Genomic DNA, 16,056 nt, shown 5'->3' with positions numbered 1-16,056 from the left:
GCGGTCGGCCTATCGTTTCTTGTGGAGGTCGGGGTCTTCGGCGGCGCGCGCGCTGGCCTTGGCCGCGCGGGCGCTGAGGTCGGGCGCGAGCGCCTCGCGGCCGTCGAACACGAAGCAGTCGCCCTGGTAGTGGGCGCCGCCCACCAGTTCGAAGTACTTGAGGATGCCGCCCTCGAGCTGCAGCACGTTGTCGACGCCTTCCTCGCGCATCAGGATCGCGGCCTTCTCGCAGCGGATGCCGCCGGTGCAGAAGCTCACCACCGTCTTGCCCGCGAACTCGGCGCGGTGCTCGCGCAGCGCGGGCGGGAACTCGGTGAACTTCTCGATGCGCCAGTCGATCGCGCCCTCGAAGCTGCCGTGGTCGACCTCGAAGGCATTGCGCGTGTCGAGCAGCGCGATCGCGCGGCCCGCGTCGTCGTGGCCCTGGTCGAGCCAGCGCTTGAGCGTGGGTGCGTCCACGCCCGGCGCGCGGCCGGCCGCGGGCTGGATCGCGGGATGGTCCATGCGGATGATCTCGCGCTTGAGCTTCACGAGCATGCGCCGGAACGGCTGGGCGGCCGACCAGCTGTCCTTGGTCTCGAGGTCGGCGAAGCGCGCATCGGCGCGCACGCCGGCCAGGAAGTCCGCCATCGCGCCGGGCTCGCCGGCCAGAAACATGTTGATACCCTCGGGCGCGATCAGGATCGTGCCCATCAGCCCGAGCGCGCGGCTGCGTTCCAGCAGGCGTTCGCGCAGCACCGGGCCGTCGTCGATGGCCACGAACTTGTAGGCCGCGATGTTCAATATCTCTTGGGTCTCTTGCACGGCGGGAATTCTAGGCGCCGCAGGTTGACCCGTTCCTGACTCGGGCACTCCCGAACCACTGGCGGCCCGGGTGTCAATAGGGGCCGCGCCAACTCACATCGTGGAGGCCCGCCTTCCTACAATGGACGGATGTTCGTTCACCTGCGCCTGCACACCGAGTTCTCCGTCGTCGACGGCACCAACCGCATCGACGAAGTCGTCAAGGCCGCCGCTGCCGACAAGCAGCCCGCGATGGCCATCACCGATCTCAACAACCTGTTCGGCGGGATCAAGTTCTACAAGGAAGCACGCGGCAAGGGCGTCAAGCCCGTGATCGGCGCCGAGATCTTCCTCGAGGGCATGGGCAAGGATGCCGCGACGCTCACGCGCATCGTGCTGCTGGTGCAGAACAAGCAGGGCTACCTCAACCTCTCGGAGCTGCTGGCACGCGCCTGGACGCAGAACGTCGGCCGCGGCCAGGCCCAGGCGGCCTGCAAGCTCGAATGGGTGGAGGAACTGCAGGGCGGGCTGATCGCGCTGTCGGGCGCGCAGGCCGGCCCGCTCGGCGCGCCGCTGGCCGCGGGGCAGGGCGAACGCGCGGCCGAGCTCGCGCTGCGCCTCGCGGGCATCTTCCCGCACCGCTTCTACATCGAGCTGCAGCGCGCCGGCCGTCCCGAGGACGAGCCGCACGTGCTGGCCGCGGTGCAACTGGCCGCGCGGCTGGGGCTGCCGGTGGTGGCCACGCACCCGGTGCAGTTCGCCACGCGCGAGGACTACGAGGCGCACGAGGCGCGCGTGTGCATCTCCGAGGGCGAGATCCTCGGCAACCCGCGGCGCGTGCGCCGCTTCACGCCCGAGCAGTACTTCAAGTCGAGCGCCGAGATGCAGGCGCTGTTCGCCGACATCCCGAGCGCGCTGGCCAACTCGGTCGAGATCGCCAAGCGCTGCAGCCTGACGCTGGTGCTCGGCAAGCCGCAGCTGCCCGATTTCCCCACGCCCTTCGTGAGCGAAGGCGTGCGCATGCCGATCGACGAGTTCTTCCGCCAGGAATCGTTCGAGGGGCTCGAGAAACGCCTCGAGCACCTGTTCCCCGACGCGGCCAAGCGCGATGCGCAGCGGCCGCGCTATGTCGAGCGGCTCGAGTTCGAGATCAACACCATCCTGAAGATGGGGTTCCCGGGCTACTTCCTGATCGTGGGCGACTTCATCAACTGGGCCAAACAGAACGGCTGCCCGGTCGGCCCGGGCCGGGGCTCGGGCGCGGGCTCGCTGGTGGCCTACGCGCTGAAGATCACCGACCTCGATCCGCTCGAATACAACCTGCTGTTCGAACGCTTCCTGAATCCCGAGCGCGTCTCGATGCCCGACTTCGACATCGACTTCTGCCAGGGCAACCGCGACCGCGTGATCGACTACGTGAAGGACAAGTACGGCCGCAATGCCGTGAGCCAGATCGCCACCTTCGGCACCATGGCCGCGCGCGCGGCCATCCGCGACGTGGGCCGGGTGCTCGACATGAGCTACATGTTCTGCGACGGCATCAGCAAGCTGATCCCGAACAAGCCCGGCATGTCGGTCACGCTGCAGTACCCGCCGGCGCAGAAGATCGAGGGCGACAAGAACAACTACGCGCTCGAGATGGAGCCGCAGCTCGCGGAGCGGCTCGAGAAGGAGGAAGAGGTCAAGACCGTGGTCGAGCTGGCGCAGAAGCTCGAAGGCATGACCCGCAACATCGGCATGCACGCCGGCGGCGTGCTGATCGCGCCCGGCAAGCTCACCGACTTCTGCCCGCTCTACCAGCAGCCCGGCAGCGACTCGGCCGTGAGCCAGTACGACAAGGACGACGTGGAGGCCATCGGCCTCGTGAAGTTCGACTTTCTGGGCCTGGCCACGCTGACGATCCTCGAGATCGCGCGCGAGTTCATCATGAAGCGGCACAAGGGCCGCGAGAACTTCGCCTACGAGAACATCCCGCTCAACGACGCGCCGACCTACCGGCTGTTCTCCGAGGGCAAGACCGAGGCCGTGTTCCAGTTCGAATCGCGCGGCATGCAGGGCATGTTGAAGGACGCGCGGCCGACCCGGCTCGAGGACCTGATCGCGCTCAACGCGCTGTACCGCCCGGGCCCGATGGACCTGATCCCCAGCTTCGTGGCGCGCAAGCACGGCCGCGAGGACGTGGAGTATCCGCACCCGGCCGTGGCCCAGATGCTCTCGGAGACCTACGGGATCATGGTCTACCAGGAGCAGGTGATGCAGACCGCGCAGATCCTGGGCGGCTACTCGCTCGGCGGCGCCGACCTGCTGCGCCGCGCGATGGGCAAGAAGAAGCTCGAGGAGATGGCCGAGCACCGCGAGAAATTCCGCGCGGGTGCCCTGAGCACGCACGGCATCGCGCAGGACAAGGCCGACGAGATCTTCGACCTGATGGAGAAGTTCGCGGGCTACGGCTTCAACAAGTCGCACGCCGCCGCCTACTCGCTGCTGGCCTATCACACGGGCTGGCTCAAGGTCCACTACACGGCCGAATTCTTCTGCGCCAACATGACGGTGGAAATGGACGACACCGACAAGCTCAAGGTGCTGTTCGAGGACGCGCAGAAGAACTTCGGCCTCACCTTCGAGCCGCCGGACGTGAACCGCGGCAACTACCGCTTCGAGCCGGTCACCGACAAGGTCATCCGCTACGGGTTGGGCGCCGTCAAGGGCACGGGCCAGCTCGCGGTCGAGGCCGTGGTGCGCGCGCGGGAGGAGGGCGGTCCGTTCAAGAGCCTGTACGACTTCTGCGTGCGCATCGACCGCCAGCGCATCAACAAGCGCACGGTCGAGGCGCTGATCAAGGCCGGCGCCTTCGATGCCATCCAGCAGAACCGCGCCTCGCTGATCGCCTCGGTCGACCGCGCCTTCGAATTCGCCAACGCGACCGCGGCCAATGCCGCGCAGGTCGACATCTTCGGCGACAGCGAGCACGGCTCGGCCACGGCCGAGCCCGAGCTGGTCGACGCCACGCCCTGGGGCGTGAAGGAACGGCTGACCTTCGAGAAGACGGCGGTCGGCTTCTACCTCTCGGGCCACCTGTTCGACGAGGTCTCGCACGAGGTGCGGCGCTTCTGCAAGCGCGAGATCACCGACCTGCTCGACAGCCGCGACCAGCAGGTGATCGCGGGCATCGTGAGCGACTTCCGCGTCATCAACGGCCAGCGCGGCCGGCTCGCGATCTTCAAGCTCGACGACAAGTCCGACTCGATCGACGCCACCGCCGACGAGGCGCTGATGAACGCCAACCGCAACACGCTCAAGGACGACGAACTGGTGATCGTCTCGGGCCGGCTGCAGCCCGCGCGCGGCGGCTTCGAGGCGCGCTTCCAGGTGCAGCAGGTCTGGGACCTGGCCAGCGCGCGCTGCCGCTTCGGCAAGTTCCTGCGCGTGGCGGTCAACGGCAAGGCGCCCGACATCGCGCGCCTGCTCAAGGACTTCCCGGCGCGCACCGAGCAGAGCGAGCATGGCGAGCTGGTGCAGGGCCTGCCGGTGCGCCTGTCGATGGCGCGCGGCGGCGCGCAGGTCGAGCTGCAACTCGGCGAGCGCGCGAAGTTCTTCCCGACCGATGCGGCGCTCGCGAGCTGGACCGCGCAGGCCGAGGCGGGCAAGGCCGCGGTCATCTACGAATAACCGCGCGGCGCGCAGGGACGGCGAAAAGCGATAGCGGGAACTCCTCGCGGTCTGGGCCTTCTTACCGGGGCAGGCTTCGCGCCTGCGCGTTTTCAACCGGCAAGTTCGAGGAGGAACATTCGCCATGCCATACAAGACCGCCACCGGCACCCGCAACGCATCCATCAAGCAGGCCTTCCTGGCCACAGCCGCCCTGGCGCTGGCACTGCCCCTGAGCAGCCTGGCCCAGTACGCCGGCCCGAGCTCGGTGCCCGCCATGACCGTCAAGCAATTGCTCGACACCGGCAAGGACGACCAGCACGCCACCCTGCGCGGCTTCATCGTCTCGCACGACGGCGGCGAGCACTACACCTTCGCCGACGACACCGGCCGCATGAAGGTCGAGATCGACGCCAAGTACTTCCCGCCCGGCGTGAGGATCGACGACAAGGTGCGCGTCGAGATCACCGGCGAGTTCGACAAGGACCTCGTGGGCAACAAGGTCGAGCTCGACGTCAAGCAGCTGGTCGTGGTGCGCTGAGCGCGCCCTTCTCGACCAGCGCGTGCTCGATCCCGTCGAGCACCGCCTCCGGTGCGTGCAGCCAGTCCTTCGCGAGCACCTGCCGCACCCCCCAGCCGAAGGCATCGAGGATCCGCGGGCGCGAGACATAGCGCTCGAGCACGTTGCGGTTCTCGTAGTGGGCCGCCGTGTCCACGAGGATGCCGAGCGCGTAGTGGCTGTCCCCCGCATCTGAACCCGTGCCAGCGGCACGGATCGCCAGGTCGCAGCGAAAGCGCGACTGGCCCACCTGCTCGTCCACCGCATGGCCGCGCGCGCGCAGCGCGGCCGCGAGCTGCACGCTCACCGCGTCGGCCGGTACGTGGCCCGCTCGCACCGCGCCGCGCGTCAGCGGGTTCATGCCCTCGAGCACGTGCGTGGCGGTGGCATCGTCGCCGCGCGACAGGCATTCGGCATAGCGCAGGAAATTCTTCAGCGCCGCGGCACCCTCGTTGTGGTCGTTGGTGATCGCCTCGTGGCGGATCGTCGAGACCACCGCCATGTGGTGGCGTGCGCGGCTGAAGATCACGTTGAGCCGTTTCTCGCCGCCGCGCTGGTTGATCGGCCCGAAGTTCATCAGCATGCGACCCTCGGCATTCGGGCCGTAGCAGATGCTCAGCAGGATGATGTCGCGCTCGTCGCCCTGCACGTTCTCGAGGTTCTTGATGAACAGGCCGCAGAACTGGTCGTCCTCCTCGCGCACGTACTCGGCCTCGAGCCGTGCCGCGAACTCGGCGTCGGCCGCGGCGAGGCTGTCGAGCTCGGCCTCGATCTCGCCCTGCTGCGCCTCCGAGAATGCCACGATGCCGAGGCTGCGCCCGGTGCCGCGGCGCAGCAGCTCGCGCACCAGCTGCGCGATGTGGCGCGCCTCGCCGGTGTTGCGGCGGCTGTCGTAGACCGCGTCGGTCACGCGGTGGAAGCTGATGGCGCGCGAGAGCAGTGCATCGGCCTGCGCGGCCACCGACCCGGCCGAGGCGGCGGTCGACTGCACCAGGATCTCGGCGCGCTCCTCGCTCGGCAGGCTGCGGTCGGGGATGGTGTAGAGGTTGCCCGCGTAGAAGGCCGCGTTCGAGAAGCCGATCAGCGACTCGTAGCGGCTGCGGTAGTGCCAGGCCAGCAGGGTGGCCGGCAGGTTGCGCGCGCCCTGGTTCAGCAGGCTGTCGGCATCGAGCACCACCGCGATGCGGTCGCCCTCGTTGTCCTCGTCCTCGACCGACACGGTCTGGTCCTCGGCATCGCGGCCCGACGAGAAGAAGCTGGTCGGCGGCAGCTGCATCTCGTCGCCCACCACGATGATCTGCGGCGCGCGGTAGAGCGCGGGCACCGCTTCCTCGACCGGGATCTGGCTCGCCTCGTCGAAGATCACGACGTCGAACAGGTCGGCCGCGAGCGGCAGCGTGTCGGACACCGACAGCGGGCTCATGAGCCAGATCGGCTTCATGTCGCGCACCACCTGGCCGGTCTCGCCGCTCGCGAGCTCGCGGATCGCCTTGTAGCGCATGGTCTTGCCGAACTCGTGCTCGAGCTCGCGGCGCCCGGCGTTGTAGCTCTTCTTGAAGACCTTGCCCTCGGCATCGAGCTGGCTCGCGGGCAGGGCGCTCTTCTGCACATGGTCGCGAAAGCGCTGGCGCACGGCGGCGGCCAGCGTGCGCGCATTGCGGCCGAGCAACTGGCGCTCGGCATCGCCCAGGCGCTGCGCATGGCGCGCGAGCGTGGCCGCATCGAAGCGCGGCAGCCAGCGCTCGGTGCGGTAGACGCGCTCGAGGCCCTCGCGCGCGACCGCGAACTCGATCGCCTCGGGCGCGAGCGGCAGGCCGCGCAGCGCGGCGGCCACGGCCGGGTCGGCATCGGCGAGTTCCTGCAGCGGCGCGAGCACCGCGGGCAGCGCATCGGCCTGGTCGTGCAGCGTGCGCGCGAGGTCTTCGAGCGTGGCCAGCGGCAGGCTCGCCGGGTCGTGGACCAGGTCGCGCCACAGCGCATCGAGCGCGTCGCAGCGTGAGCCCGCGGTGACCAGGCGTTCGACGTCGCGGCTCGCGCCGGGCGCGCTGCGCAGATGGGCCTGGAAGGCCACGCGCAGGCTGCCGGCGTCGTCGAGGCCGCGCAGCGCCTGCATCTGCTGCGCGTAGGCCTCGGGGTCGGTGCAGCCGTAGTCGGCCTCGAGCTGCGCGGCCTGCTTTTGCAGCGCGGCGCGGGCGGTGTGCTCGGCCAGCAGTTCCTCGAGCAGTTGCGCGGGCTTCGGCCGCACCGCATGCGCGGCGAAGTCGTAGCGGCGCTTGAGTTCGCCCGACAGCCGCCACCACGAGGGCTGGAGGAAGCGCAGCAGCGAGTGCTGCTGCGCGCGGGCCTGCGCGAGGCCGGCCTCGGTGTCGGCCGGCGATAGCTTGTCGCGCCAATGCGTGGTGCGCTGCAGCTTCTCGTCGAGCGCCTGCTGCAGGCCGCGGCGTTCGGCCAGCGCGGCATTCAGCGCCTGGCTCGCGGGATGGGCGGCATCGAGCAGCGCGAGCTGCCCGCGCGCGGCCAGCGTCGCGACGCGGCGCGCGTCGGCCACCAGCGCGAGCGCGTCGCGCCATGTCACGCCGGCTTCGGCCAGCGGCGGCCAGGCCTCGACCAGCGCATCGCGGCAGGCCCCGCTTTGCGCCGCGGCGCGTTCCGAGCCTTCGACCAGCGCGGCCAGTGGCTTGGGCTGGCGCAGCAGTGCGGGCGCGAGCAGCGCGAACGGATGCTGCGCGAGCGTGGGCGCGCCCAGGCTCTCGGTGACGGCCAGGTGCAGCCGAGCGGCCAGCTCGGCATGGCGGCGCCAGGCCGCGTAGTCGGGCAGGGCCTCGGCCTGCAGCGGCGTGAGCTGCGGATCGGCGGTTTTGAGCGCGACCAGCCGCGCCACCAGCTCGCGCAGCGTGACGGCCAGGTGCGCGGGCACCTCGCGCATCGCGGCATCGAAGCGCTCGAGCGCGCGCAGGTCGAGGTCCATCGCATCGAGCAGCCGCGTGCGTTCGGCGCCCTCGGCCTCGAGCGTGGAGGGCGCCTCGAGCCACTGCTCGTAGGTCTGGCGCAGGTTCTGCACGAAGGCCTTCTTGTCGCCCTGCGAGTCGTGGATCATGCAGCACAGCTCGTCCAGCCCCTGCTGGCGCAGGCGGTGGAACACCACGTCGATCGCGGCGCGCTTCTCACAGACGAAGAGCACGCGGCGGCCGCGCCCCACGTAGTCGGCGATCAGGTTGGTGATGGTCTGCGACTTGCCGGTGCCCGGCGGCCCCTGGATGATGTAGCTGGCCCCGGTGCGCGCCAGCGCCACGGCAGCGGTCTGGGTCGCGTCGGCCTGCACCACCGGCCATTGCTCGGCCAGCGGCAGCACGGCGGGCGTCTCGGTGTCGACCTGGCGCGGCTGCAGCGAGAACACGCGGTCGAAGGCCTCGCTCGCCATGTCCGATTCGACCAGCCCGCTGTAGTCGCGCACCAGCGACATCTTGCGATGGTTGAAGTTGCCGAGCGTCACGGCCGTGAGGTCCACGTCCCACTGGTAGGGATTGCCGGCGTTCTCGCGCAGCGCGAAGGTCTGGCGCTCGGCCTCGGCGGGCGCCATCTGTGGTGCGCGGGGCGTCGGGCGCGCGCCCACCGCGCCGGCCAGCGGCAGCGGCACGCGTTGCACGCGGGCATGAAAGAGCTGCAGTCCGCGCGGGCGGAAATCGTCCTGCGCATAGCTGTAGTCGGTGGCCGCGATGGGCACGGCCGAGGGCGCGCGTTCGCGCACGCGCCGCTTGAACTGCTCGAGCCGCTGGCGCGCGCGCTGGTGGATCAGCGCGATCTCGGGCTGCCGCAGCAGCCGCAACTGCACGCCGGGCTCGGTGCGCGCGATCTGCGCGGCCAGCTCGGCATGGAACTGCTCGATCGAGGTCTCGCGCAGGTCGATGCTCTCGGGCAGCACGATGCCGTAGAGCTGGCGCAGGTGATGCCGCAGCGTCGGGTTGACCTGGGCCTCGGGGCCCGCGGCCTCGAGCAGGTACTGGTCGCGCACGCCCTTCTTGCGCGAGAGGTCCACCGGCAGCATCAGCAGTGGCGAGACGATGCGCTCGTCCGCATCCTCCTTGAGGTTGTGCCAGCGCAGGAAGGCGATCACCAGCGAGAGCTGCGACAGGCCGTACTCGGCGCGGTCGCGCCGCGCCTCCTGCAGGATGCGGTCGAGCGCACCGGGCAGGTAGGGCTGGTCCTCGAAGCGCAGCCAGCGCGCGAGCGGCACCGGGTCGCCGCTCGCGACCTCGGCGGCGAAGCGGCCGTCCCACACGCAGAGCTGGTCGACGCGGATGCTCTGCAGGTCGACCACCAGCGGCACGCTGGCCACCGTGAGGTTGACGTGCGCCTGCGTGGGCTTGAAGTACAGCAGCCGGTTGCGCCGCGAGAGGTCGAACAGCCGGTCGCGCAGGTGCAACTGGATCGCCTGGCGGCGCTGGCCCGCGCCGTCCTTCGGGTTCGCGAGGCGCTCCAGGCCCAGGTCCAGCGGCTGGTCGCGGTAGGTCTCGAGGCGGCGGATCACCGAGGGCAGATCGCGCGCGCGCTCGTGGCGGTCGAGCGCCGTCATCTCGACGATCACCGCGGCCAGCACCGGGTGCAGCCGGCGGTTGATCTCGAACAGGTTGCCGCGGTGCTCGGCGAAGCGCGCGAGCTCCTCGCCCTGCGTGAAGTCGAGCCCGCAGGCCAGGCTGGCGAGCACCTGGCCCAGGCACAGCATGTCGCTGAGCGCGTCGTGGTGCGCGAAGCGCTGCTCCCAGGCGCCGTAGCCCGGCAGGTAGGCCGGGCGCTGCGGTACGGTGTCGGGCGTGGCCTCGGGCAGCACCTCGAGGTTCTCGCGCGCGACGCCGATGCCGCCCTCGACGGTGACGCGTTCCTCGCCCACCACGCGCAGCACCGAGGCCACCGGGCGCTCGAGCGGCGCGATCGCCTGCGGGTTGCGCTTCGGCTCGGCGCCCGCGGGCTGGGCCAGTTCCAGCGCGGGCAGCTCGTTCACGCGGTAGGCCATCGCATGGCCCAGCGCGGCGACCCGGCCCTGCTCGTGCAGCGCCGAGACCTCGCGCAGCAGCGGCAGCGCGAGGGCCAGCACGTCGTCGGTCTGCAGGCCGCCGTGGGCATCGGCGGTGTCGAGCAACTGCAACAGTGGTGCGATGCCCGTCATGCCGTGGCGCTCCGTGCGTGCTGGGCCCGGGCCTTGTCGAGCACGGTGGCGGCGTCGCGCTTGACGCGCGCGAGCGTGCGCCTGGCCAGCTTGAGGTCCTGCGCGAGCCGCTGCTCGAGGGGCGCGGCGCAGCCCAGCGGCTCGGCCAGCGCGAGCGCCGCGGCCAGCGCGGCATCGTCGAGCTCGGGATCGGCCGCGACGAAATCGACCAGCACGCTGGCCATGTAGTCGTGCAGCCCGGCGGGCAGCGGATCGGGCGGCGGCGGCTCGACGGCCTGCGGCAGGGAGGGCACGAAGCCCGGGAAGAAGCGCCGCGCATGCGCGAGCAATGGATCGGACTGCATGAAGGGCTCGCGCAGCAGCCGCGCGACCACGGCGCGGGTCAGGCCGCCCACGCGCTCCTGGCCCAGCACGTCGAGCGTGGCGAGGTCGAGCGGGCCTTCGAGCGCGCCGGCCAGCCAGGCATCGGCCTGCGGATCGCGCTCGCTCCACAGCCGCAGCGCGCGGGCGCGCACGAAGACCTCGGGATGGCTGGTACCGCGCGTGGCCGCGTCGGGCCCGGCGCTGATCTCGTCGGCCTGGCGCAGGTAGCTCGCGGCATGGACCTGCGCGAGGCCGGTCTGCACCTTGACCAGCGCGCTCACCGCGGGCTCGAGCGCGCCGCAGCCCACGCAGGCGCCGCGGTCGGCGAAGGCCTCGGTGTAGAGGCTGTGGCGCCGCGCGGTCTGCAGATGGCTCGCGTCGGCGCGCGGATCGGCCGCGGTCGCCTGCAGCAGCCGGTCGACCACCAGGTGGCGGCCGTCGTCGCGCGTCCACAGCAGGTGGTGGGCCAGTTCGTGGCCGAGCACGGCCTGCAGCTCGGGCCCCTGCAGCCGCTCGAGCAGCGGGCCCGAGAGCACGATGTGGGCCTCGCCCGGCAGCATGTGGATGGCGGCGTTCATCGCGCCGTCCTGGCCCTGGTAGAGCGTGATCGGCACGGTGACGCCGAGCCGCTGCGCGACCAGCGCGCTGTGCGCATGCAGCTCGGGATGGGCGTCGGCGTCGAGCCGGTACGACTGGCGCAGCAGCTCGGCGCGCACGGCGGCCGCATGCTCCTCGCGCGCCTCGGCCGAGGCGGCCCAGCGCCAGGCCTCGGGTTCGTTCGCCTGCAGGTGGGCGGCCAGCGCCTGCTGGTAGGGCAGCGGCGCCAGATCGGCCAGGCCGACGGGAGAAAGCGTGGGGGAGGGGGCGCCGGGAGAGGAGTCGACCATGTCGGGATCGCCGGTAACAAGAGTTGCCGACGATCCTAAACGAGCACTGTGGCGGCGCCGTCCTTCGTCAGTGCGCCATTGGTGCGACCGCGAGGTCGGGCAGCACGTTCATGATGCGCAAGGTCTCCTGCACCACCTGGCTGAACACGGGCGCGGCCACCAGCCCGCCGAAGTACTTGCCGGCGCCGGGCTCGTCGACCATCACCGCGACGATGATGCGCGGTTTGTCGATCGGCGACATGCCGGTGTACCAGGCGCGGTACTTGTCGGAGGCATAGCCCTTGCCGACCTGCTTGTGCGCGGTGCCGGTCTTGCCGCCGACCGAATAGCCCATGGTCTGGGCCAGCGGCGCGGTGCCGCCGGGCGCGGCCGCCAGGTGCATCATCTGGCGCACCTCGCTGGCCACCAGCGGCGAGAACACCTGCACGCCCGTGGGCGGCGTGCCGTCGTTCTTCAGCAGGCTGACCGGGATCACCTCGCCGTCGTGCGCGAAGGCGGTGTAGGCATGGGCGATCTGGAACAGCGAGGCCGACAGGCCGTAGCCATAGGACATGGTGGCCTGCTCGATCGGCCGCCACGACTTCCACGGCCGCAGCCGCCCGGTCACCGCGCCCGGAAACACGGTCTGCGGCTTCTGGCCCAGGCCGACCGCGGTCAGCGAGTTCCACATCTCCTGCGCCGACATGCGCTGCGAGATCTTGGTCGCGCCGACGTTGCTCGACTTCTGGATCACGCCCTCGACCGTGAGCACGCCGAAGTTCTCGTCGTCGTGGATGGTGGCGCCCGAGACGGTGATGCGGCCGGGGTTGGTGTCGATGATGGTCTTGGGCGTGACGCGGCCGAGCTGCAGCGCGGTCGCGATGGTGATCGGCTTCATCGTCGAGCCGGGCTCGAAGACGTCGGTCATGGCGCGGTTGCGCAATTGCTCGCCGCTGAGGTTGCGCCGGTCGTTGGGGTTGTAGCTCGGGTAGTTGGCCATCGCCAGCAGCTCGCCGGTGCGCGCGTCGACCACCACCACGCTGCCGGCGCGGGCCTTGTTCGCGACCACGGCGTCGCGGATCTTCTCGTAGGCCAGCGATTGGACGCGGTCGTCGATGCTCAGCTGGATGTCGCGCCCGTCGGTCGGCGGCACCTGGTCCTCGGTGTCCTCGACGATGTGGCCGAGCCGGTCCTTGAGCACATGGCGCGAGCCGGCCTTGCCGGCCAGGTCCTTGTCGAAGGCCAGTTCCACGCCTTCCTGGCCGATGTCCTCGACGTTGGTGAAGCCGGCCAGGTGGGCCGCGGCCTCGCCCTCGGGGTACTGGCGGCGGTAGTCGCGGCGCAGGTAGAGGCCCTTGATGCCGAGCGCGGCCACCTGCTTGGCGATCGACTCGTCGACCTGGCGCCGGATCCAGACGAAGCTCTTGTCCTCGTCCTCGAGCTTCTTGTCGAAGTCCTTCTGCGGCATGCCGAGCAACCGCGCCGCCTCGTGCAGCCGGGCCTGCACCGCGGGGTCGTCGCGCTCGATGTCCTCGGGAATGGCCCAGATGCTGGGCGCGGGAATGTCGGAGGCCAGGATCAGCCCGTTGCGGTCGAGGATGCGGCCGCGGTTGGCCGGCAGCTCGAGCGTGCGCAGGTAGCGCACCTCGCCCTGGTGCTGGAAGAAGTCGTTGTCGAAGACCTGCACGTAGGCCGCGCGCACCGCCAGCAGCAGGAAGCCGAAGGCCACGGCGGCGACGATGAGCTTGCTGCGCCAGACCGGTGTCCTGCTCGCGAGCAGGGGGCTGCTGCCATACCGGATGTGTCCGTTGGGCTTCATCGTTCTTCTGAGGGAGCGCTCTTCCCCGCCGTGTTGTTGTGGGCGGTAGAGGGGCCCGGAGGCCGCGAGTTCCGGGCCGGCGCGCGCGCTCATTCGGCGCTAAGACTGCGGCGGCGCGGGGCCGAAGCACCGCGCCGCTCGCTTCTTCAGTGCATCACTGCGATTTCGGCCGCACGCTGATGATCGGGAACGGCGAGGGCACGCGGCCGTCGACGTCGCGCGGCATCACCTCGGTCTTCTGCACCGCGCGCAGGGCGGCGTCGTCCCAGGCGGCATTGCCGCTGGACTTCACGAGGCGCGGCGTACCGACGATGGTGCCGTCGGGCGAGGTCTGGATCTGGATCTCGGCCGCGGGGTTGTCGCTGATCGAGTTCGGATCGAACACCACGTTGCGCTTGATCAGCGCGGCCACGCGGCCGAAGTAGCCGGCCGACGGACCGCCGCTGCCCGCGCCCTTGCCCGAGCGCGGACCGGTGGTCTGCTCGGCCGTGGAGCCGGCCTGGCCCATCAGGCGGCGCAGGTTGTCCTGGCGGTCCTTGTCGAGCTGCGCCTTCTGCTGCTCGAGCTTCTTGGCGTCGTCGCGCTTCTTCTGTTCCGCGAGCTTCTGCTGCTCGGCCTGCTTCTGCTGCTGCAGTTCCTTCTGGCGGTCTTCCTCGCGCTTCTTGGCCTCGAGCTGGTCCTTTTCCTTCTTGGCCTGGGCTTCCTGGCGTTTCTTTTCCTGCTGGCGCTGCTGTTCCTGTTCGCGCTCGCGCTGTTCCTTTTCCTCGCGCAGTTTTTTCTCGCGCTCGAGCGCGATGTCGGGCGCCTTGGGCGCCGGCGTGGGATCGGGCCGCACGGCCTGCGGAGGAGGCGGCGGGGGCGGGGGAGGCGGCGGTGCGGGCGTGGGCTCTGGGGCCGGCGGCGGGTTGGCGATGCGCGGCGCGGCGACCTGCTGCGTGGGCGACCACAGCTCGGCTTCCACCGCGTCGTCGTCGCCTTCGCTCTTCCAGCGCACGCCCCAGGTCAGCGCGGCGATCAGCAGCGCGTGCGCGATCAGGGCGAGCACCACGGCGCGCGGCGTGCCGCGCTGCGGCGGCGGCGCGAACTCGGGGCGATCGAGGGCAAGTGACATGCGTTTCGGGGTCCGGCTGGCGCTACGGCTTGGCGTTGGTGGTCTGGACCGACAGGCCCACGCGCTCGATGCCGGCGCGCTTGAGCTGGTTCATGGCCTTCACCACGGTCTCGTACTTGACCGACTTGTCGGCGCTGATGACCACCGGGCGCTGGTCGTCGCCGTTCTGCGCGGCCTTGGCGATGCTGCCGATCTGCGTCATCGGCACCGAGGCGCCGCCGGTGCCCTGGGAGGGATCCTTCTTGACCTGGACCTCGTCGTCGCTCTTGATGACGATCTCGATCGGCTTGTCGGGCTGCTTGTTGGCGCGGTCGACCGTGGGCAGGTTGATCACGCTCGGCGTGATCAGCGGCGCGGTGACCATGAAGATGATCAGCAGCACCAGCATCACGTCGATGAACGGGACCATGTTGATCTCGTTGATCGTGCGGCGACCGCGGCCGCGGGACGAAACGGCGGGCATGCGTGCGCGCTCCGGTTCAGCGGTTGGTGGCCGAGGGGCCCGCCGGGGCCGCCGCGGACGGGTTGGAGGACAGGTTGCGCTGGAGGATGTTCGAGAACTCCTCGATGTAGGTCTCCAGGGCGATCGCGATCTTGTCGATCTCGCGCGCGAAGCGGTTGTAGCCCACCACGGCCGGGATGGCGGCGAACAGGCCGATGGCGGTGGCCACCAGCGCTTCGGCGATGCCGGGCGCCACGGTGGCGAGCGTGACCTGGGTCAGAGCGGCCAGGCCGGTGAAGGCATGCATGATCCCCCAGACCGTGCCGAACAGGCCGACGTAGGGAGAGACCGAGCCGACGGTGGCGAGGAAGGACAGGTTCTGTTCGGCCGCGTCGAGCTCGCGCTGGAAGCTCGCGCGCATCGCGCGGCGCGCGCCGTCGAGCAGCGTGGGCGCGTCGCTCACATGGCGTTCGCGCAGCTTCTGGTACTCGCGCATGCCCGAGGCGAAGATGCGTTCCATGGGGCCGGCGAACTTGGCGTTCTGCGCCGCCGAGGCGAACAGCTCGTTGAGGCTGGTGCCCGACCAGAACTCGCGCTCGAAGTCGTCGTTGAGCGCGCGCATGCGCTTGAGCGCGAAGTACTTGCGGATGATCGCGGCCCAGCTCGCGATCGAGACGATCACCAGGAGGAGCACGACCGCTTGCACCATGAAACTGGCATGGAGCAGGAGATTGATGATGGAGAGATCTTGATTCATGGCTTGAAGGGTTGAGTCATGGAGCCGCGATAGCGTTCGAGGGTTCCCGAAACCTGCGCCGGAATCCGTGCCGGGCGCAGGCTGGCGGCGTCGACCCAGCCGATGCGGATCGTGCCTTCGCACAGCAGGGTGGGGGTGGCGCCCGCCTGCTCCGGCTTCAGCAGCACGGTCTGCGCGATTATCAGTGAGGCGGAGCCCATCTGGCGCAGGTCGGCGGTGACGATGAGCTGGTCGTCGAGGCGGGCGGGGCGGTGGTATTTGATCTGGGTCTCGCTGACGACGAACTGGCCGCCTGTTTCGTTGCGCAGCTTGTGCTGCTCGACGCCCAGGGAGCGGAGCCATTCGGTGCGGCCGCGTTCCATGAACTTGAGGTAGTTGGCGTAGAAGACGATGCCGCCGGCGTCGGTGTCTTCCCAGTAGACGCGTAGGGGGAACTCGTAGGTCATTGCTTTTGGTGTTCTTTTTTTAGGCTGTTGGCCGGGTCTCGCCCCGGCGGGCGAGTCACTTTCTTTTGCTTCGCCAAAAGAAAGTAACCAAAGAAAAG

10 protein-coding genes are annotated in these 16,056 nt (G+C 70.0%); 2 read left to right on the top strand and 8 right to left on the bottom strand.

Features of this window, described 5'->3' with window-relative positions:
• Positions 1–9 precede the first annotated feature (9 nt).
• Positions 10–804, bottom strand: a complete 795-nt coding sequence (locus AC07RV_RS31735; RefSeq protein ID WP_296785247.1) for a sulfurtransferase — start codon at positions 802–804, stop codon at positions 10–12.
• Positions 805–933: 129 nt separating this feature from the next.
• On the opposite strand from AC07RV_RS31735, the gene dnaE reads away from it, so the two are divergent.
• Entirely contained in the window at positions 934–4,452 is a 3,519-nt protein-coding gene (dnaE, locus tag AC07RV_RS31730; RefSeq protein WP_296785249.1) for a DNA polymerase III subunit alpha, read from the top strand.
• Between the two features lie 124 nt (positions 4,453–4,576).
• Entirely contained in the window at positions 4,577–4,972 is a 396-nt protein-coding gene (locus AC07RV_RS31725) for a YgiW/YdeI family stress tolerance OB fold protein (RefSeq protein ID WP_093344340.1), read from the top strand.
• On the opposite strand, the gene AC07RV_RS31720 is transcribed toward AC07RV_RS31725, so the two are convergent.
• The 7 genes from AC07RV_RS31720 to ybgC form a co-directional block, all read right to left on the bottom strand.
• On the bottom strand, positions 4,947–10,154 hold the full coding sequence (locus tag AC07RV_RS31720; RefSeq protein WP_296785253.1) for a DUF4011 domain-containing protein: 5,208 nt from the start codon (positions 10,152–10,154) through the stop codon (positions 4,947–4,949). The two genes, AC07RV_RS31725 and AC07RV_RS31720, sit on opposite strands and share 26 nt — an antisense overlap.
• Entirely contained in the window at positions 10,151–11,404 is a 1,254-nt protein-coding gene (locus AC07RV_RS31715; RefSeq protein ID WP_296785256.1) for a M48 family metalloprotease, read from the bottom strand. Before AC07RV_RS31715 ends, AC07RV_RS31720 begins: the two co-directional genes overlap by 4 nt.
• A gap of 67 nt (positions 11,405–11,471) precedes the next feature.
• Complete coding sequence (locus AC07RV_RS31710; RefSeq protein WP_296785258.1) at positions 11,472–13,202, bottom strand: peptidoglycan D,D-transpeptidase FtsI family protein; 1,731 nt, start codon at positions 13,200–13,202, stop codon at positions 11,472–11,474.
• 154 nt (positions 13,203–13,356) lie between these two features.
• Positions 13,357–14,313 carry a cell envelope integrity protein TolA gene (gene tolA / locus AC07RV_RS31705; protein WP_093344334.1) on the bottom strand — a complete coding sequence of 319 codons (957 nt, stop codon included), beginning with the start codon at positions 14,311–14,313 and terminating at the stop codon, positions 13,357–13,359.
• Positions 14,314–14,335: 22 nt separating this feature from the next.
• Positions 14,336–14,776, bottom strand: a complete 441-nt coding sequence (locus AC07RV_RS31700) for an ExbD/TolR family protein (RefSeq protein ID WP_093344332.1) — start codon at positions 14,774–14,776, stop codon at positions 14,336–14,338.
• 16 nt (positions 14,777–14,792) lie between these two features.
• A complete protein-coding gene (gene tolQ, locus AC07RV_RS31695; RefSeq protein ID WP_093344331.1) occupies positions 14,793–15,512 on the bottom strand; it encodes a protein TolQ in 720 nt (239 codons plus the stop codon).
• Positions 15,509–15,958 (bottom strand): tol-pal system-associated acyl-CoA thioesterase, encoded by a 450-nt coding sequence (gene ybgC, locus AC07RV_RS31690; RefSeq protein WP_057594488.1) that lies wholly within the window; start codon positions 15,956–15,958, stop codon positions 15,509–15,511. Before ybgC ends, tolQ begins: the two co-directional genes overlap by 4 nt.
• Between the last annotated feature and the right edge of the window lie 98 nt (positions 15,959–16,056).

This window comes from Variovorax sp. GW821-FHT09B01, assembly GCF_059418345.1.
Note: the sequence above shows the minus strand (reverse complement) of the source record. Positions and strands in the feature narration are given on the sequence as shown.